This window comes from Streptomyces sp. (assembly GCF_031181705.1).
In the GTDB taxonomy this organism is placed as follows: Bacteria; Actinomycetota; Actinomycetes; order Streptomycetales; family Streptomycetaceae; genus Streptomyces.
This window is the reverse complement of the sequence record NZ_JAPSKN010000104.1, coordinates 1-18,939: the sequence shown is the minus strand read 5'-3', so window position 1 is coordinate 18,939 and position 18,939 is coordinate 1. Positions and strand designations below refer to the sequence as shown.

15 protein-coding genes are annotated in these 18,939 nt (G+C 72.7%); 7 read left to right on the top strand and 8 right to left on the bottom strand.

The window, feature by feature from the left end:
* Positions 1 to 4: 4 nt before the first annotated feature.
* From RIN80_RS19495 to ssd, 3 genes are read right to left on the bottom strand one after another with little or no spacing between them, the layout of a single operon-like run.
* Positions 5 to 880, bottom strand: coding sequence for a type II secretion system F family protein (locus tag RIN80_RS19495; protein ID WP_309096897.1), 876 nt, complete (start codon positions 878 to 880; stop codon positions 5 to 7).
* The gene (locus tag RIN80_RS19490; protein ID WP_309096896.1) at positions 864 to 2,084 is read right to left on the bottom strand and encodes a TadA family conjugal transfer-associated ATPase; all 1,221 of its coding nucleotides are present in this window, start codon (positions 2,082 to 2,084) and stop codon (positions 864 to 866) included. Before RIN80_RS19490 ends, RIN80_RS19495 begins: the two co-directional genes overlap by 17 nt.
* On the bottom strand, positions 2,081 to 3,193 hold the full coding sequence (gene ssd, locus RIN80_RS19485; RefSeq protein ID WP_309096895.1) for a septum site-determining protein Ssd: 1,113 nt from the start codon (positions 3,191 to 3,193) through the stop codon (positions 2,081 to 2,083). The genes RIN80_RS19490 and ssd overlap by 4 nt, the downstream gene beginning before the upstream one ends.
* 600 nt (positions 3,194 to 3,793) lie before the next feature.
* On the opposite strand from ssd, the gene RIN80_RS19480 reads away from it, so the two are divergent.
* On the top strand, positions 3,794 to 4,627 hold the full coding sequence (locus RIN80_RS19480; protein WP_309096894.1) for an HAD-IB family hydrolase: 834 nt from the start codon (positions 3,794 to 3,796) through the stop codon (positions 4,625 to 4,627).
* Positions 4,628 to 4,970: 343 nt separating this feature from the next.
* Here the strand turns inward: RIN80_RS19480 and RIN80_RS19475 are convergent, their stop codons facing one another.
* Together RIN80_RS19475 and RIN80_RS19470 are read right to left on the bottom strand one after the other, a co-directional pair.
* Positions 4,971 to 5,795: an oxidoreductase gene (locus tag RIN80_RS19475; RefSeq protein WP_309096893.1), complete on the bottom strand. Its 825-nt coding sequence runs from the start codon at positions 5,793 to 5,795 to the stop codon at positions 4,971 to 4,973.
* Positions 5,796 to 5,920: 125 nt separating this feature from the next.
* Positions 5,921 to 7,186 carry a hypothetical protein gene (locus tag RIN80_RS19470; RefSeq protein WP_309096892.1) on the bottom strand — a complete coding sequence of 422 codons (1,266 nt, stop codon included), beginning with the start codon at positions 7,184 to 7,186 and terminating at the stop codon, positions 5,921 to 5,923.
* A gap of 293 nt (positions 7,187 to 7,479) precedes the next feature.
* Here RIN80_RS19470 and RIN80_RS19465 point away from each other — a divergent pair, with 293 nt between their 5' ends.
* The 6 genes from RIN80_RS19465 to RIN80_RS19440 all read left to right on the top strand — a co-directional run bounded on the left by RIN80_RS19465 (position 7,480) and on the right by RIN80_RS19440 (position 15,730).
* The gene (locus RIN80_RS19465; protein WP_309096891.1) at positions 7,480 to 9,849 is read left to right on the top strand and encodes a SulP family inorganic anion transporter; all 2,370 of its coding nucleotides are present in this window, start codon (positions 7,480 to 7,482) and stop codon (positions 9,847 to 9,849) included.
* A 434-nt stretch (positions 9,850 to 10,283) separates the two neighbouring features.
* A complete protein-coding gene (gene acs, locus RIN80_RS19460; protein ID WP_309096890.1) occupies positions 10,284 to 12,239 on the top strand; it encodes an acetate--CoA ligase in 1,956 nt (651 codons plus the stop codon).
* 199 nt (positions 12,240 to 12,438) lie between these two features.
* Positions 12,439 to 13,875: a Na+/H+ antiporter NhaA gene (nhaA, locus tag RIN80_RS19455; RefSeq protein WP_309096889.1), complete on the top strand. Its 1,437-nt coding sequence runs from the start codon at positions 12,439 to 12,441 to the stop codon at positions 13,873 to 13,875.
* A 120-nt stretch (positions 13,876 to 13,995) separates the two neighbouring features.
* Entirely contained in the window at positions 13,996 to 14,484 is a 489-nt protein-coding gene (locus RIN80_RS19450) for a phage holin family protein (protein ID WP_309096888.1), read from the top strand.
* Positions 14,481 to 15,419: an alpha/beta hydrolase gene (locus RIN80_RS19445; RefSeq protein ID WP_309096887.1), complete on the top strand. Its 939-nt coding sequence runs from the start codon at positions 14,481 to 14,483 to the stop codon at positions 15,417 to 15,419. The genes RIN80_RS19450 and RIN80_RS19445 overlap by 4 nt, the downstream gene beginning before the upstream one ends.
* Positions 15,420 to 15,547: 128 nt before the next feature.
* Complete coding sequence (locus RIN80_RS19440; RefSeq protein WP_309096886.1) at positions 15,548 to 15,730, top strand: hypothetical protein; 183 nt, start codon at positions 15,548 to 15,550, stop codon at positions 15,728 to 15,730.
* A 66-nt stretch (positions 15,731 to 15,796) separates the two neighbouring features.
* On the opposite strand, the gene RIN80_RS19435 is transcribed toward RIN80_RS19440, so the two are convergent.
* The 3 genes from RIN80_RS19435 to nth form a co-directional block, all read right to left on the bottom strand.
* Complete coding sequence (locus RIN80_RS19435; RefSeq protein ID WP_309096885.1) at positions 15,797 to 16,996, bottom strand: MarP family serine protease; 1,200 nt, start codon at positions 16,994 to 16,996, stop codon at positions 15,797 to 15,799.
* A gap of 13 nt (positions 16,997 to 17,009) precedes the next feature.
* Positions 17,010 to 17,705, bottom strand: a complete 696-nt coding sequence (locus RIN80_RS19430; RefSeq protein WP_309096884.1) for a CoA pyrophosphatase — start codon at positions 17,703 to 17,705, stop codon at positions 17,010 to 17,012.
* Positions 17,706 to 18,063: 358 nt separating this feature from the next.
* A partial coding sequence (nth, locus tag RIN80_RS19425; RefSeq protein WP_309096883.1) for an endonuclease III occupies positions 18,064 to 18,939 on the bottom strand: 876 nt, incomplete at its 5' end.

Sequence of the window (18,939 nt, the reverse complement as noted above, 5' to 3'; positions counted from 1 at the left end):
CCGCTCACACCGCCTCCTCCGCCCCCCGCACGATCCGCAGCACCCACCACACCCCCAGGCCCTCCAGCGCGCCTCCGGCGAGCAGGCAGCCCAGGCCCGCCGGGGTGTGCAGCAGGACGTGGAGCGGGTCGGCGCCGAGAGTCGTGCCGATGAGGAGGCCCAGGGCCGGCAGGCCGGCGAGCATCACCGCCGTGGCCCGGGCACCGGCCAACTGGGCTCTCAGGTCGGAGCGTTGGTCCCGTTCGGCGCGCAGCGCGGTGGCCAGCCGGTCGAGTCCGGCCGCGAGCCCGGCGCCCTGGTCCACGGCCACCCGCCAGCACGCCGCGAGTCCCCGCAGCCCTTCGGCACCCGGCTGCCGTGCCGCCGTCGCGAGCGCCTCCGGCACGTCGCCGCCGAAGCGCGCCGCCGCCAGGACCGTCGCCTGCGCGTCCGCGAGGCCCCCGCAGTCCCGCGCGGCCCGCAGCAGTGCCTCACCCGGCTGACGGCCGGCCCGTACCTCCCCGGCCAGCGCCCCGCACAGCGCGATCACGGCGTCGGCCCGCGCATCCCGGTCCCGCCGCGCCCGGCCTGCCAGCCGGGCCCTGCGCAGCAGCGGCACCCCGGCCGCGCCCAGCACGATCGGCAGTACCGACGCCCCGAGCACCGCCAGCACCAGCCCGGCCACCGGCGACCACCACTCGGCCGGCAGCCGCCCGGAGACCTGCCGCAGCGCCTCGGCCGTCCACCGGGGTCCGAGCCGTGGCTCGCTCCCGGCGGTTGCGCCGCTCGCGAGCAGCAGGCGCGCCCGTCGCGCCGCCGAGTCCCGCTCGCCCAGCAGCCACACCGCCGCTCCCATGCACGCCACGGCCGCGCCCACGGACATCTCAGCCGCGCCCGTCATAACCCGCCTCCCTCGTCCCGTCCGCGACCGGCTCGCTTCCCTCACCTCGGAGCAGCCCCCGCAGCCGCTCCCAGCCCCGCTCCCGGACGAAGGCCGACTCGCCCCACCGCAGCGCCGGCACCGTCCGCACCAGGCCCGTGGAGTTCCGTTCCAGCACGTGCACCTCGGCGATCCGCCGCCGCCCCGCCCGGTCGCGCACGAGGTGCAGCACCACGGAGAGGGCGGCAGCCACCTGGCTGTGCAGCGCGGCCCGGTCGAGCCCGGCAGCCGTGCCGAGCGCCTCCAGCCGGGCCGGCACCTGGGCGGCGGCGTTGGCGTGCACCGTCCCGCAGCCGCCCTCGTGACCGGTGTTCAACGCGGCCAGCAGGTGCACCACTTCGGGTCCGCGCACCTCGCCCACGACCAGCCGGTCGGGTCTCATCCGCAGCGCCTGCCGCACCAGGTCCTCTAGGGTGACCAGGCCCGCGCCCTCCTGGTTGGCGGGTCTCGTCTCCAGCCGCACGACGTGCGGATGATCCGGCCGCAGTTCCGCCGAGTCCTCGGCGAGGACGATGCGCTCGTCCGGCCCGGCGAGTCCCAGCAGGGCGCTCAGCAAAGTCGTCTTGCCGGTGCCCGTGCCGCCGCTGACCAGGAAGGACAGGCGCGCGTCGAGCAGCGCGCGCAGGACGCGGTCGCCGCCCGGCGGGACCGTACCTGCCGCGACGAGCTCGCCCAGCGTGAAGGCACGCGGCCGCACGACCCGCAGCGCAAGGCAGGCGCAGTCCACCGCCACCGGCGGCAGCACCGCGTGCAGCCGGGTCCCGTCGGGCAGCCGGGCGTCGACCCACGGGCGGGCGTCGTCCAGCCGGCGTCCGGCCACGGCGGCCAGCCGCTGGGCGAGCCGCCGTACGGCCGCCGCGTCGGCGAACCGCACGGACGTCAGCTCCAGGCCGCCGCCCCGGTCCACCCAGACCCGGTCCGGGCCCGACACCAGCACGTCCGTCACCGACGGATCGGCGAGCAGCGGTTCCAGCGGCCCGCTGCCGACCAGCTCGGATCGCAGCCGCGAGGCCGCTCCCAGGACCTCTGCGTCCCCCAGCACCCGCCCCTGTTCGCGCAGGGCCTGCGCCACGCGCGCGGGGGTCGGTTCGGCGCCGCTCTCGGCCAGCCACCGCCGCACCCCGTCCAGCAGTTCCCCGCCCTCCGGGCCGGCCATGGTGCTCATGCCGCACCCGCCTCGACGAGCGCCCGCTCCCAGAAGTCCTTGCAGAACCGGGCGAGCGGTCCACGGGGGCGGGCACCCGGCGGTGCCGTGCCCCCCTCCGGGCGCAGCAGCCCCGGGTCCACCGGCACCTCGCCGACGAGGGGCAGTCCCAGCAGCCGGGCCACCTCCCGGTCGTCGAGCCCCGGCGGATACGGCCCGCGCACGGCCACCCGCAGGTCCCGCAGGACCATGCCGACCGCGGAGGCCACCCGGCCCGCGGCCGCGACGGCCCGCAGCTCGGCGGGCACCACCAGCACACCGACGTCGAGCTGGCCGAGCACCTCGGCAACCCCGTCGTCGATGCGGCGCGGCAGGTCGACCACGACGGCACCGCCCCGGCGCCGGGCCGCCGCCAGCACCGCGCGCACCGCCTGCGGCGGCACGGCGATCCGGTCGCCGCGGTCCCAGCTGAGCACCCGCAGCGAGTGCAGCTCGGGCAGCGACTCCTCCAGGGCGCCTCCGCCGACCCGTCCGCGCGAGGACGCGAACGCGGGCCAGCGCAGCCCCTCGGCCGTCTCACCGCCGAGGAGTACGTCGAGTCCGCCACCCAGCGGATCGGCGTCCACGAGAAGGGTGCGCAGCCCCTCCCGCGCGGAGGTGACGGCGAGGGCGCACGCGAGCGTGGACGCTCCGGCGCCGCCCCGGCCGCCGATCACCCCCACGGTGAGGGCGGGCCGGCCGACGCCCTCGGCCACGTCGGCGATCCGGTCGACCAGCCACTGCTCGCCGTCGGGCAGCATCAACACGTGCTCGGCGCCGATCTCGACGGCCCGCCGCCACACCCCCGAGTCGTCCTGGTCCCGCCCGACCAGAACCACGCCCCTTCGGCGCGCCGCCCCGCGGACCCGCCGCGCGGCGTCGTCGCCCACCAGGACCAGCGGCGCGGCCTCCCAGCTGCCTCTGCGCTCGGGCACCCCGTGGTGCACCTCCGGTGTGGCGCCCGCCGCGGCGCACAGGCGCAGCAGGTCGTCGAGGAGTTCACTGTCCTCGGTGACGATCAGCGGTCCGCCCTGCCGCCCTCCGGCGGCCGGCGGCGGATCGTGTGTGACGGTTCCGGCCACGGTGTCCATCCCCCTTCGCTGCTCGACTCGCGCGACCCCTGTGGCCCCGCGATTCCCGAACGTGGGAAGTACCGGCGGAGCGGCCTCCCTTTGACCGGCCGGCGGAAACCGGCCGAACGCACTCCGGCAATCGGAACCAGCCGTGAACCGGCCACGAGCGAGGTGCGCTGGAATCACGGTGCAGCGATCCCGGAAATCGTGTGGATCTTGGTGGAAAACTGTGGATGCCCCGGGGGTTGTGAATATCGCCGTCACCCATACCGGTGACCGCCTCAGACGCTCTGTGCGAGATCCACGGAGCCGTCCACAGGGCAGTCCACAGAGGAGCCCGGCCGCTACACAGAGTGACGGATCATGGAGATGAGAAAGGGGCGGCCACAGCCGCCCCGAGAGCGGCACTCAGGCCGCGAGAAGAAGGAGAAAACCCATCCGGACATGCGACGACCCCCGCCGGGGGGGAGAGCGGGGGTCGTCCCCACGGCCGACTCGGGGGGGGAGGAGTCGGGCCGGGTTAGCACGGTCGCGAACGATCCGTGACTTCCATGGTGTACCCGAGAGCCCTCTCAGGCAAACCCACGCGCCCCACCTTACGCCGAATGGGCTGCCCCTATGCTCAAGGGCGTGGAAAACCACTCCTTGCCCCGCACAGCGGCCTTCTTTGACCTGGACAAGACGGTCATTGCGAAGTCGAGCACGCTCACCTTCAGCAAGTCGTTCTACCAAGGCGGTCTGATCAACCGCAGGGCCGTCTTGCGCACCGCATATGCCCAGTTCGTCTTCCTGGCCGGCGGCGCCGACCACGACCAGATGGAGCGGATGCGCGCCTACCTGTCCGCGCTGTGCCGCGGCTGGAACGTGCGGCAGGTCAAGGAGATCGTGGCCGAGACGCTGCACGACCTGATCGACCCGATCATCTATGACGAGGCCGCCTCCCTCATCGAGGAGCACCACACCGCCGGCCGCGACGTCGTGATCGTGTCCACGTCGGGCGCGGAGGTCGTCGAGCCGATCGGCGAGCTGCTCGGCGCGGACCGGGTGGTGGCGACCCGCATGGTCGTGGGCGACGACGGCTGCTTCACCGGCGAGGTGGAGTACTACGCGTACGGCCCGACGAAGGCCGAGGCCGTCAGGGAGCTCGCCGAGTCCGAGGGCTACGACCTCAGCCGCTGCTACGCCTACAGCGACTCGGCGACCGACGTGCCCATGCTGGAGTCCGTCGGCCACCCCCACGCCGTGAACCCGGACCGCGCGCTGCGTCGCGAGGCGCTCGCGCGGGGCTGGCCGATTCTGGACTTCCACCGTCCGGTCCGGCTCAAGCAGCGCCTTCCCGCGTTCTCGGTGCCGCCCCGGCCGGCCCTCGTCGCGGTCGCCGCGATAGGCGCGGCGGCGGCCACCGCGGGACTGGTCTGGTACGCCAGCCGGCGCCGCGCCACGGTCGCCTGAGAGCACGCGCCCCGTGGCCGCGCCAAGTCCGGTTCGCGCCTGAAAGTAAAGAAGTGCGGTCCCGACTTCCGCTGGCCCGGGGGCAGGAGTACAAAGGAACCAACGGCCCGCGAGACCAAGGACATCCGAGAGGATCACCTTCACAACGCATCCGGCCCCACGGACCGAGCATGAACACCGGGCACCCACGCGACGTCGACCCGTCGATTACGGGCCAGCCGCACCAGGTGACGGGCGAAGTTCCCGGCCTGATGGGCATATATCGAGGACGCTTGGTAACCCGGTGCTCATGCCAGCGGCGGTACGAGAACTCGTACCGCCGCATCTTCGTATGGGCTGAGGTTCAGGCCGCTCCGCGCTGGAGTGCCTCGCACACCGCCGTGGACTCGCGCGCTCCCAGTTCGACCGCCCTGCCGCAGTGGGCGATCCAGGCGGCCATGCCCTCCGGGGTGCCGGAGACGTACCCGTCGAGGGCCTTCAGGTAGGCGTCGCGGCCCAGCTCGGCGTAACCGACCTCGGCCGGGCAGACCGACTTCGGGTCCAGGCCGCTGCCGACCAGGACGATCCGCTCGGCCGTACGCGCGATCAGGCCGTTGTGGGACGTGAAGGAGCGCAGGGCGAGGAGCTCGCCGTGCACGACGGCGGCCGTGACCAGGGCGGGTGCGGAGCCGCCCGCCATGATCAGCTCCGCCAGCCCTTCCAGCCGGCCGTGCGCCTCGGCCGCGCTCGGCAGCGGCAGGGAGACCAGCGGCTCGTCGACCGGCTCGCCCTCCTGCCGGGGCCGGCCCACCTGGTCGGCCTGGTCGGCGGCCGCCACCAGGTGCAGCCGGGCCAGCACCCGCAGGGGTGACTGCCGCCAGATCGACAGCAGCTGGCCCGCCTCCGCGGTCAGGCGCAGCGCGGCGCCGACGGTGCGGGCCTCGTCGTCGCCGCTGAAGTCCGTGCGCCGCCGCACCTCCTCCAGGGCCCAGTCCGCGCCGGACAGCGCCGCCGAGCCGCGGGCACCGCGCAGGGCGGCCTCGGAGGTGATGGCGTTGCTGCGTCGCCGCATGATCCGGTGCCCGTAGACCCGGTCCACGGCCTTGCGCACGGACTCCACGGAATCGGCCACTCCGGGCAAGGCACCCAGGGCCGCGAGGGGATCGGCGGTCGCGCCTGCTGTACTCATGAGTACGACCCTACGCACCCCGGGGCTCCGCCTTGCGGCGGAGTGGCCGGCTTCACGCGCGCGTGCGGTGCCGGGCACGGCACGCGCGCGTGTGCCGGGCACGGCCACCCGGCCTCCCTTCCCCGCTACGGCTTCGCCGCCGGAGCGCCCGGCACACCCTTCGGGGCCGGGGCGGGCCGTCCCGCCAGGAAGGACGCCCAGCCCTGCTCGGGCGCCTCGCCCACCTTCAGGGTGCGCAGCTTCTCCAGCGTGGCCGGGTCCTGGGCGTCGAGCCAGTCCACGAGCTGCCGGAACGACACGCAACGCACCTCCTCCTTGGTGCACACCGTCTCGATGACCTCCTCGACGGCCCGCATGTAGGTGCCGCCGTTCCAGGACTCGAAGTGGTTGCCGATGATCAGCGGTGCGCGGTTGCCGTCATAGGCCCGCTGGAAGCCCTGGAGAAGGCCGTCGCGCATCTGGTCGCCCCAGAAGCCGTGCATGGCGGGGTCGCCCTGGGTGGTGGTGCCCGACTGGTTGACCATGAAGTTGTAGTCCATGGTGAGCTGCTCGAAGGAGTGGCCGGGGAACGGGACCAGCTGCATGGACAGGTCCCACAGGCCCTGCTTGCGCTTGGGCCAGACCTGGTCGGTGACGCCGCTCGTGTCGTAGCGGAAGCCCAGGTCGCGGGCCGCCTTCATGAAGTTGCGCTGGCCTTCGAGACAGGGGGTGCGGGCGCCGATGAGCTCCTTGTCGTAGTCGAAGGGCAGTGGCGGGGCGTTCTTCAAGCCGGTGTTGGACTTCCAGGTCTTCACGAACTGCTTGGCCTGGTCGATCTCGTCCTTCCAGTCGTTCACCGACCACTCGCCGACCCCGCCACCACTGCCGCAGAAGTGGCCGTTGAAGTGGGTGCCGATCTCGTTGCCCTCCAGCCACGCCAGGCGCAGCTGTTTCACGGTGGCGGCGATGCCGCGGCGGTCGTTGAAGCCGATGTCGGAGCGGCCCGGGGAGTGCTGGGGCGGCCGGTACAGGTCCCGCTTCTCCTCCGGCAGCAGGTACACGCCGCTCAGGAAGTACGTCATGGTCGCGTTGTTCTCCCGGGCGACCTTGCGGAAGTGGGAGAACAGCTTCTGGCTGTCCTCACCGGCGCCGTCCCAGGAGAACACCACGAACTGCGGGGGCTTCTGACCGGGCCGCAGCCGCTCCGGTCTGGGCAGGTGGGGCTGGGCGCCGGTGTAGGCGGTGGAGCCGTCCCCGATCAGCCGGACCATGCTCTTCGGGGCCTGGGCGGGCTTCGCCTTGGAGGGCTCGGGGGCGGCTTGGCGGGGGGTGCCGATCGCGCAACCGGCGAGCGACGCGGCGCAGACCGCGGCGATCACGGAGCCCGCGGCGATCCTGTGGGTGGCGGCCATGTTCCGTCCACCTTCTTCCTTCTCTCGGGTGCCGACAGCGCCGCCAAAGTCGCACGGGACGGAGAAGGAATTAGTACGACAAGCCGATGGAATAGCCACTTCACCCTTCAGGGTGATTTATGCGCCCATTTGCCCGTAATGTCTATGCTCAGCCTTTACCCTGCATTACGATCCGTTTACCGAGCGTTGATTTCTCCCGCCGAAATACGCCGTGACCCACGGCCGTGACCGATCCCCGCCCCGAGCGGGACCCCGGTCACGCGACCGCGCAGCCCCGGAGGAGACGGGAAACCATGTCAGCCTGCGTCCCCACACGTGCCGCCGACCCGAACCGAACCGAGCGCACTCATCCACCCCACAGCCCGCCGTCGGCCGGCCCCCGCCGCTTCCGCATCGCGGGTGCCGACGTGTCGGCCTCGATCGCGGTCTTCCTGATCGCCCTGCCCCTGTCCCTGGGCATCGCCCTGGCCACCGGCGCCCCGCTCCAGGCCGGCCTCGTCGCCGCCGCCGTGGGCGGACTCGTCGCCGGGCGGCTCGGCGGCTCCCCGCTCCAGGTGAGCGGCCCCGCCGCCGGGCTCACCGTCGTCACCGCCGACCTCATCCAGCGCTACGGCTGGCGGACGACCTGCGCCATCACCGTCCTCGCCGGCCTCGCCCAACTCGGGCTCGGATGCCTGCGCGTGGCTCGTGGCGCCCTGGCCGTCAGCCCCGCCATCGTGCACGGCATGCTCGCCGGCATCGGTGTCACCATCGCCGTCGCCCAGCTGCACATCGTGCTCGGCGGGACCCCGCAGAGCTCCGTCCCGGACAACCTGCGCGCGCTGCCCGCCCAGTTGGCGCAGATGCGCCCCGCGTCGGTGTCGGTCAGCGCGCTGACGCTGGCGCTGCTGCTGCTCTGGCCGAGACTGCCCGGGCGGGCCGGGCGTCTGCTGCGCAAGATCCCGGCCGCGCTCATCGCGGTCGCCGGAGCCACCGCGGCCGCCGCCCTGGCCGGACTGCGCCTGCCCAAGGTCGACCTGCCGTCCTGGAGCAACCACGCCCTGGCCGGACTGCCCGAGGGCCCCGTACTCGGCCTCGTCGCCGCCGTGTTGACCACCACGCTGGTGTGCAGCGTGCAGTCGCTGCTCGGAGCGGTTGCCGTGGACAAGCTGGTGGCCGGGCGCCCCGGTCTGCCCGCCGGAGTCGGACGCTCCGACCTCGACCGGGAGCTGCTCGGGCAGGGCGCCGCCAACATCGTCTCCGGCTCGCTCGGCGGCCTGCCCATCGCCGGCGTGGCAGTGCGGACGACGGCGAACGTGAACGCGGGTGCGGTGAGCCGGAACTCCACGATGCTGCACGGCGTTCTCGTAGTGGTCGCCACGCTGCTGATGGTCCCCCTCCTGGAGCTCATCCCGCTCGCCTCGCTCGCCGCCCTGGTGATGTCCGTCGGCATCCAGATGGTGTCCCTGAACCACATCCGCACGGTCACGCGCCACCGAGAGGTATGGGTCTACGCCGTCACGACCCTGGGCGTGGTCTCCCTCGGCGTCCTCCAGGGCGTCGCCCTGGGCATCGCCATGGCCGTGGCCGTCGCCCTGCACCGCCTCACCCGCACCCGCATCACGCACGACGAGAGGGAAGGAGTCCACCACGTACACGTCAGAGGCCAGTTGACGTTCCTCGCGGTGCCGCGGCTCAGCCGGGCCCTGCATCTCGTGCCCCAGGGTGCGGACACCGTCGTCGAACTCGACGGGTCGTTCATGGACCACGCGGCGTACGAGACGCTGCAGGACTGGCAGAAGACGCACAGCGCGCAGGGCGGCACCGTCGAGATCACCGGCAGGCATCCCGGCACGCGCATCTCCGAACCCTCCGCCATCGCCGACTGCCGTTGCCGGCCCTGGACGGCCTGGCGCAACCACCAGTGCGAAGGCCCCCAGTCCACACCCCCGCACGAGAAGAACGCGGACGGGTCGGACGGCCCCGAACCGGATGCCGCGGGCACCGGCGCCGGCCGTGGGGACGATCTGGCGCGCGGCATCAGCGCCTTCCAGCGCAACACCGCGCCCCTGGTGCGCACTGAGCTGGCCCGGCTGGCGCGCGAGGGACAGCGGCCGTCGCAGCTCTTCCTGACCTGCGCCGACTCACGACTGGTCACATCGATGATCACCTCCAGTGGTCCGGGCGACCTGTTCGTCGTGCGCAACGTGGGCAACCTCGTCCCGTGCCCGGGTGAGGAGAGCGGCGACGACTCCGTGGCGGCCGCGATCGAGTACGCCGTGGACGTGCTGGGCGTACGGTCCATCACGGTGTGCGGGCACTCGGGCTGCGGCGCCATGCAGGCACTGCTGGGCTCCGAACCCGGAAACACCCGGACCCCCCTGGAGCGGTGGCTGCGGCACGGACGTCCCAGCGTGGAGCGCATGGCCGACGGCAGCCGGCCCTGGGGCAGCCTGGCCGGCCGCGCGCCCGAGGACCCGGTCGAGCAGCTCTGCCTGATCAACGTGGTCCAGCAACTGGAGCACCTGCGCGCCCACGACTCGGTTGCCCGGGCTCTCGAGGAGGGCAGGCTGGAGCTGCACGGGATGTACTTCCACGTGGGCGAGGCCGAGTCGTACCTGCTCACCGACCCGGACGGCGGCGGCGCCTTCGACCGGGTGCGGGAGGCAGACCTGACGGCGTGAGCCGTCTGCCGGTGACCGGCGCGAGCCGGCCAGCCGGGCAGCGCCAGTTGGGCAGGGTGGGCGGCCCCCTCACCACGGGGACGCCCACCCTGCCGCGCCAGACCCGGGGCCCCGGGACCCGGGGCCGGGACTCGGGGCCGGGACTCGGGGCCGGGACTCGGGGCCGGGACTCGGGGCCGGGACTCGGGGCCGGGACTCGGGGCCGGGACTCGGGGCCGGGACTCGGGCCCCACCCACCCGGCACCCACCGCGTGACCCCCGTTACATCCGCTGAACTTTCCCTGGTCGGCGTCCGTGGGTACGGATGACCCCGGCCGCCGACACCACCGCCGGACAGGTCTAAACCAATCGGCGGTCGGCCCTTGTCATCGCACCCCCGGGTCTGATGAGCTGTGGCCTGGGACACAACGGACACCCTGGGAAAGGCAGATGCCGTGAGCAACGAAAGCCTGGCCAACCTGCTCAAGGAAGAGCGCAGGTTCGCACCCCCCGCCGACCTGGCCGCGAACGCCAACGTCACCGCGGAGGCGTATGAACAGGCCAAGGCTGACAGGCTCGGCTTCTGGGCCGAGCAGGCCCGTCGGCTGACGTGGGCCAAGGAGCCCACCGAGACGCTCGACTGGTCGAACCCGCCGTTCGCCAAGTGGTTCAAGGACGGCGAGCTCAACGTCGCCTACAACTGCGTCGACCGGCACGTGGAGGCCGGGCACGGCGACCGGGTCGCCATCCACTTCGAGGGCGAGCCCGGCGACAGCCGCGCGATCACCTACGCCGAACTCAAGGACGAGGTCTCCAGGGCGGCCAACGCCCTGCTGGAGCTGGGAGTTCAGGCCGGGGACCGGGTCGCCGTCTACATGCCGATGATCCCCGAGACGGCGATCGCGATGCTGGCCTGCGCCCGGATCGGCGCCGCCCACTCGGTCGTCTTCGGCGGGTTCTCCTCGGACGCGCTCGCCACCCGTATCCAGGACGCCGACGCGCGCGTGGTCATCACCTCCGACGGCGGCTACCGGCGCGGCAAGCCGTCCGCGCTCAAGCCGGCCGTGGACGAGGCCGTGGCGAAGGCGGGCAACGTCGACCACGTCCTGGTCGTCCGCCGCACGGGCCAGGAGGTCGCCTTCACCGAGGGCCGCGACGTGTGGTGGCACGACCTGGTGGGCCGGCAGAGCGCGGAGCACACCCCGCAGGCGTTCGGCGCCGAGCACCCGCTGTTCATCCTCTACACCTCGGGCACCACGGGGAAGCCGAAGGGCATCCTGCACACCTCCGGCGGCTACCTCACCCAGACCGCCTACACCCACCACGCCGTCTTCGACCTCAAGCCGGAGACCGACGTCTACTGGTGCACGGCCGACGTCGGCTGGGTCACCGGCCACTCGTACATCGTCTACGGGCCGCTGGCCAACGGCGCGACGCAGGTCATGTACGAGGGCACGCCCGACACCCCGCACCAGGGCCGCTTCTGGGAGATCGTCCAGAAGTACGGCGTGACGATCCTCTACACGGCGCCGACCGCGATCCGCACGTTCATGAAGTGGGGCGACGACATCCCCGCCAAGTTCGACCTGTCGAGCCTGCGCGTACTGGGCTCGGTGGGCGAGCCGATCAACCCCGAGGCGTGGATCTGGTACCGCAAGAACATCGGCGGCGACCGCACCCCGATCGTCGACACCTGGTGGCAGACCGAGACCGGAGCGATGATGATCACCCCGCTGCCGGGCGTGACCGCCACCAAGCCCGGCTCCGCGCAGACGCCGCTGCCCGGCATCTCCGCGACGGTCGTCGACGACGAGGCCAACGAGGTGCCCAACGGCGGTGGGGGCTACCTGGTGCTGACCGAGCCGTGGCCGTCGATGCTGCGCACCGTCTGGGGCGACGACCAGCGGTTCATCGACACGTACTGGTCGCGCTTCGAGGGCAGGTACTTCGCCGGTGACGGCGCCAAGAAGGACGACGACGGCGACATCTGGCTGCTCGGCCGGGTCGACGACGTCATGCTCGTCTCCGGGCACAACATCTCCACCACCGAGGTCGAGTCCGCGCTGGTCTCCCACCCCTCGGTCGCCGAGGCGGCCGTGGTCGGCGCGGCGGACGAGACGACCGGGCAGGCCATCGTCGCGTTCGTGATCCTGCGCGGTACGGCCGCCGAGACCGAGACGCTGGTCGACGAGTTGCGCGCGCACGTCGGCAGCACGCTCGGCCCGATCGCCAAGCCGAAGCGGATCCTGCCGGTGGCGGAGCTGCCCAAGACCCGCTCCGGCAAGATCATGCGGCGTCTGCTCCGGGACGTCGCCGAGAACCGCCAGCTCGGTGACGTCACCACGCTGACGGACTCCACGGTCATGGACCTCATCCAGGCCAAGCTGCCGGCCGCGCCCAGCGAGGACTGATCACCCGCGGGCATGGCGGACGACGCGGAGGGCACCCGGCGGCCAGACCACCGGGTGCCCTCCGCACGCCTCCGGCCCAGATCAGGGGATGCGTCGGACCACACCCTTAGCTAGGGTAAGAAAAACAAGTGCTCCATGGTGCGCCGGGAAGTCTGGTCGGCATGCGTTCAGTCCTGCCCACCGACCGGAGGTCTCCCCCGTGACCGAGCCCCGCGCCAGCACCCCCCGCAAGGTCTTCGGACGGCTCTCGCTCCCCGAGCGGACCTACGTGGCGGAGGCGCTGCGCACCGAGACGGTCGGCGGGGTGCTGCTGCTGGCCGCCGCGGTCGGCGCGCTGCTGTGGGCGAACATCCCCGGACTGCGCGACAGCTACGAGAGCGTCGCCCACTTCCACTTCGGCCCCGCCGCCCTCGGCCTCGACCTGTCGGTCGCGCACTGGGCCGCCGACGGACTGCTCGCCATCTTCTTCTTCGTCGCCGGCATCGAACTCAAGCGCGAACTCGTCGCCGGTGATCTGCGCGACCCGAAAGCCGCCGCGCTCCCGGTCGTCGCCGCCCTGTGCGGCATGGCCGCACCGGCGCTCGTCTACACCCTCACCAGCGTCACCGGCGGCGGCTCCCTGGCCGGCTGGGCCGTGCCGACCGCCACCGACATCGCCTTCGCGCTCGCCGTGCTCGCGGTCATCGGCACGTCCCTGCCGAGCGCGCTGCGGGCCTTCCTGCTCACCCTCGCCGTCGTCGACGACCTCTTCGCGATCCTGATCATCGCCGTGTTCTTCACGGACGGTCTGGACTTCGCCGCGCTCGGCGGTGCCGTGGCGGGCCTGGCCGTCTTCTGGCTGCTGCTGCGCGGCGGCGTACGCGGCTGGTACGTGTACGTGCCGCTGGCGCTCGTGATCTGGGCGCTGATGTACAACAGCGGCGTCCACGCCACCATCGCCGGTGTCGCCATGGGCCTGATGCTGCGCTGCCACCGCCGGGAGGGCGAGGACCACTCCCCCGGCGAGCGCATCGAGCACCTCGTCCGGCCCCTGTCGGCCGGACTGGCCGTACCGCTGTTCGCGCTGTTCAGCGCGGGTGTCGCCATCTCCGGTGGTGCGCTGGCGAAGGTGTTCACCTCGCCGGAGACCCTCGGAGTCGTGCTCGGGCTCGTCGTCGGCAAGGCGCTCGGCATCTTCGGCGGGACCTGGCTGACGGCCCGTTTCACCCGGGCCTCGCTCAGCGAGGACCTCGAATGGGCGGACGTCTTCGCCGTGGCGAGCCTCGCCGGCATCGGCTTCACCGTCTCGCTGCTCATCGGGGAACTGGCCTTCGACGGCGACCAGGCCATGACCGGCGCGGTCAAGGCGGCGGTGTTGATGGGCTCGCTGATCGCCGCGGTCCTCGCGACCGTCCTGCTGAAGATCCGCAACACCAAGTACCGCCGCCTGTGGGAGGAAGAGGAGCGCGACGAGGACGCCGACGGCATCCCGGACATCTACGAGGAGGACGACCCGGCGTACCACCTGCGCCTGGCCGACCGCTACGAACGCAAGGCCGCCGAGCACCGCAGAATCGCCCAGGAGAAGGCAGCCGCGCGCCACGGGCTTGCCGAAGTGCCGGGCGGGGCAGGCGATGACCGCGACGGTCCGGCATGATCTGACGAGACGGTACAAAAGACGGGACCGTACGCAGTCAGGCCCTACGCAGTCGAACGACTGCGGCGAGTCAGGCACAGGACGCGGAAATCGGACCGTACGCAGAAGAGGGAGACCGCGATGAGCGCACCCGACGGCAGCCCGGTCGGCGCCGAACGCAGCATCGGCCAGCTGTTCGCCTCGGCGACGGCGGAAATGTCGGCGCTGGTGCACGACGAGATCGCGCTGGCGAAGGCCCAGCTCAAGCAGGACGTCAAGCGCGGCGCCACCAGCGGCGGCGCCTTCTCGCTGGCCGGCGCGGTGCTGATCTTCTCCCTGCCGATGCTGAACTTCGCCCTGGCGTACGGCATCCGCACCTGGAGCGACTGGAACCTCGCGGTCTGCTTCCTGCTGTCCTTCGCGGCGAACGTGCTGATCGCGGGCGTCCTGGCGCTGGTGGGCGTGGTCTTCGCGAAGAAGGCCAAGAAGGGCAAGGGCCCGCAGAAGGTCGCCGCCTCGATGAAGCAGAGCGCGGTCGTGCTGCAGAAGGCCAAGCCGCACCCGCGTCCGGAGCTCACCCAGGACCGGGTCCCCGAGGCCATCGAGGCTGTGGCACGCTCGTCGTCATGACGGACCCCGCCCCCGCCCCGGCACAACCGGCCTCGGCCGTGCTCCTGGACGGCCCCTGGAGCCACCGCGACGTCGCCGCCAACGGCGCCCGCTTCCACATCGCCGAGCTGGGCGACGGGCCACTGGTGCTGCTGCTGCACGGTTTCCCGCAGTTCTGGTGGACGTGGCGGCACCAGCTGGTGGCGCTCGCCGACGCCGGCTTCCGGGCCGTCGCGATGGACCTGCGCGGCGTCGGGGGCAGCGACCGCACGCCGCGCGGCTACGACCCCGCCAACCTCGCGCTCGACGTCACCGGGGTCATCCGCTCGCTCGGCGAGCCGGACGCCGCGCTGGTCGGCCACGACCTGGGCGGATACCTGGCGTGGACGGCCGCCACGATGCGCCCCAAGCTGGTGCGGCGGCTGGCGGTCGCCTCCATGCCGCACCCGAGGCGCTGGCGCGCGGCCATGCTGCGGGACGTCAAGCAGACCCGCGCCGGTTCACACATCTGGGGGTTCCAGCGGCCCTGGATCCCGGAACGTCAGCTCACCGCCGACGACGGGGCGCTGGTGGCCGAGCTGATCCAGCAGTGGTCCGGGCCGCGGCCGCCGGAGGAGGAGGCGCTGGAGAACTACCGCCGCGCCATGTGCATCCCCTCGGCGGCGCACTGCGCGGTCGAGCCGTACCGCTGGATGGTGCGCTCCCTGGCCCGTCCGGACGGCATCCAGTTCAACCGGCGGATGAAGCGGCCGGTGCGCGTGCCGACGCTCCATCTGCACGGCTCGCTCGACCCCGTGCTGCGCACCCGCAGCGCGGCCGGCTCCGGCGAGTACGTCGAAGCCCCCTACCGCTGGCGGCTGTTCGACGGTCTCGGCCACTTCCCGCACGAGGAGGACCCGGTCGCCTTCTCCTCCGAGCTCATCAACTGGCTGCGGGATCCCGAACCCGACCGGTGAGCGCACGACCCCGCCCCGCACGGCCCGTCTGAACGCTTGTCCTACGAACGGCCACTTGCCCGGCGCATAGGCCAATTGGGCCCGCCGGAGGCGGTTATCGACCATGGGGCCGGGGCACACGTCGGGGTATGGGCTGGACGCACGACTACAGTGACGCAACCCGCAGTCGCCGCTCGGCGAGCGGTACGAACCCCCACCAGCGAAGCGGTGCACCGCAGATGGTGACCGCCGATCCCAGGGTGGGGATCCCGCGCATCCTCCGTCGCCGGGCCCGCTGGGTCTCCGTACGTCTGCGCCACACACGCGACTGAGGCGTCACCCGCGCGAGTGACGCGCCGTCATCTGCCGCCCCGTCGCCCGGTGCCCCGGCGCCGCGCCTAGAGCGCGCAGCTGTCGCTGCCCACCTGCTGGGTGGCGGTGCGGCCCTTGGCGATGTCGTCCTGGATCTCGTCGACGGTCAGCGCGTATCCCGTCTCGGCGTCGTCGAGGGACTTGGCGAACACCACGCCGTAGACCTTGCCGTCGGGCGTGAGGAGCGGGCCGCCGGAGTTGCCCTGGCGGACGGTCGCGTAGAGGGAGTACACGTCGCGGCGGACCGTGCCGCGGTGGTAGATGTCCGGGCCGTTGGCCGTGATGCGTCCCCGCACGCGCGCGGCCCGCACGTCGTACGCGCCGTTCTCCGGGAAGCCCGCGACGATCCCGCTGTCGCCGCTGCTCGCGTCGCCGGAGGTGAACCGCAGCGCGGGCGCCTCGAGGTCCGGCACGTCCAGGACGGCGATGTCGCGCCGCCAGTCGTAGAGCACGACCTTGGCGTCGTACTTCCTGCCCTCGCCGCCTATCTGCACGGTGGGCTCGTCGACACCGCCCACCACGTGCGCGTTGGTCATGACGCGGCGGTCGGAGAAGACGAAGCCGGTGCCCTCCAGCACCTTGCCGCAGCTCGGGGCCGTGCCCATCACCTTGACGATGGAACGCTGGGCGCGGGTCGCCACCGGGCTGTTCGCCAGGGCCGGGTCGGGCGGCTGGACGTCGGTGATCGGCTCGTTCGCGAACGGGCTGAAGACCTGCGGGAAGCCGTTCTGCGCGAGGACGGAGGAGAAGTCCGCGAACCAGGTGGCGGCCTGGTCCGGCAGCGCCTGCGAGACGCCGAGCAGCACCTTGGAGTTGCGGACCTCCTTGCCGAGCGTCGGCAGGGTCGTGCCCGCGAGGGCCGAGCCGATCAGCCAGGCGACCAGGAGCATCGCCACGACGTTGACCAGGGCGCCGCCGGTGGCGTCCAGCGCCCGGGCCGGTGACCAGGTGATGTGCCGGCGCAGCTTGTTGCCGAGGTGGGTGGTGAGGGCCTGGCCGACGGAGGCGCAGACGATGACGACGACGACCGCCACGACGGCCGCGGTCGTGCTCACCTCCGCGTTGTCCGTGAGCGCGTCCCAGATGACGGGCAGCAGATAGACGGCGACGAGGCCACCGCCCAGGAAGCCGATCACCGACAGGATGCCGACGACGAACCCCTGGCGGTACCCCACGACCGCGAACCACACGGCGGCGACCAGCAACAAGATGTCCAGCACGTTCACGAAGGCCACCCTGTCATGCGCGCCAGTCGAGCGGGACCTGCTTCTCGGGGTCCCAGGGCCGCTCCCAGCCCGCGTAGTGCAGCAGCCGGTCGATGATTCCGGCCGTGAAACCCCACACAAGGGCCGATTCGACCAGGAATGCCGGGCCGCGGTGGCCGCTGGGGTGGACCGTGGTGGCCCTGTTCGCCGGATTCGTGAGATCCACCACGGGGACGGTGAAGACCCTGGCGGTCTCGTTCGGATCGACGACGCCGACCGGGCTGGGCTCGCGCCACCAGCCCAGCACCGGCGTCACGACGAAGCCGCTGACCGGGATGTACAGCCGGGGCAGGACGCCGAAGAGCTGGACACCGGCGGGGTCGAGGCCGGTCTCCTCCTCCGCCTCGCGCAGGGCGGCGCGCAGCGGGCCGTCACCGCGCGGGTCACCGTCCTCCGGGTCCAGGGCGCCGCCGGGGAACGAGGGCTGGCCGGCATGCGCGCGCAGGGAGCTCGCGCGCTCCATGAGGAGCAGCTCGGGCCCGCGCTCGCCCTCCCCGAAGAGGATCAGCACGGCGGACTGCCGCCCCGCGCCGTCCGCCGGCGGCAGGAAGCGGCTGAGCTGCGTCGGCCGGATGGTCTCCACGGCGTGCACCACCGGCTCCAGCCAGGCGGGCAGGCCTTCCTTGCTCACCGTCACCGGCCCGCCCTGTGTGCCGCTCGCCCGCGTCATCGCCACCCCCGTCGTCCTGCCGCTTCCAACGCCCGGCACCCCCGAGATCGTTCCGGAACGGCCCGCGATCCACCGTCCGGGGGGCTCGCGAAGCGGCCGGGAGGGCGCACGGAACGCATCCGGCGGCTCGCCCGATCCCCGCCACGCCGTCGCACCGGCTCCCCGCACCGGCGCACGCGATCACCGGCACGCCGGATCGCCTGGGCCCTGCCGCGGTTCGGACGGGTCCGGCCCGGAAGGGGACGGCCACTGCCCGGAAGGGGCCAGCCGCTGCCCGGGCCGTCAGTGCCACCCCTCAGTCGGGCCCTGTCGCTCTTCGGGTACGCCCTGTCGCCGTGCTCGGCGCTGTTCGGGTGCCTCATGCGGCCCCCAGGGGCGGGGCCGGTCTGCCGCCCGCGTCCAGGTAGGCCTGCGGAGGCCGCAGCCGCTGGCCAGGGAAGCCGCCCTTCTCGTACTTGAGGAGCTTCTTCGCCTTCTCCGGGTCGGTCTCGCCCTCCCCGTACGCGGGGCAGAGCGGCGCGATCGGGCAGGCGCCGCACGCGGGCTTGCGGGCATGGCAGATGCGGCGGCCGTGCCAGATGACGTGGTGCGAGAGGTCCGTCCAGTCACTCTTCGGGAAGAGCGCGCCGATCGCGGCCTCGATCTTGTCCGGGTCGGTCTCGGCGGTCCACTGCCAGCGGCGCACCAGGCGCTGGAAGTGCGTGTCGACCGTGATGCCGGGGCGTCCGAAGGCGTTGCCGAGCACGACGAACGCGGTCTTGCGGCCGACTCCGGGCAGCTTGACCAGGTCCTCCAGCCGACCGGGCACCTCCCCGCCGAAGTCCTCCACCAGGGCCTTGGAGAGCCCTATGACCGACTTGGTCTTGGCCCGGAAGAAGCCGCACGGGCGGAGGATCTCCTCCACCTCCTCCGGGTTGGCGGCGGCGAGGTCCTCGGGGGTGGGGTACCTGGCGAAGAGGGAGGGCGTCGTCTGGTTGACGCGCAGGTCGGTGGTCTGCGCGGACAGCACCGTGGCGACGACGAGCTGGAAGGGGTTGTCGAAGTCCAGCTCGGGGTGGGCGTACGGGTAGACGTCGGCGAGCTCGCGGTTGATGCGGCGGGCCCGGCGCACCAGCGCCGTGCGCGACTCACCGCTCGGCGGGTGGACGACGGCCTTGGCGGGGGCGGCACCCTCGACCCGGGCGGTGGCCTTCTTGGGCGCGACGCTCGCCTTCTTGGCGACGGGTGCCTTCTT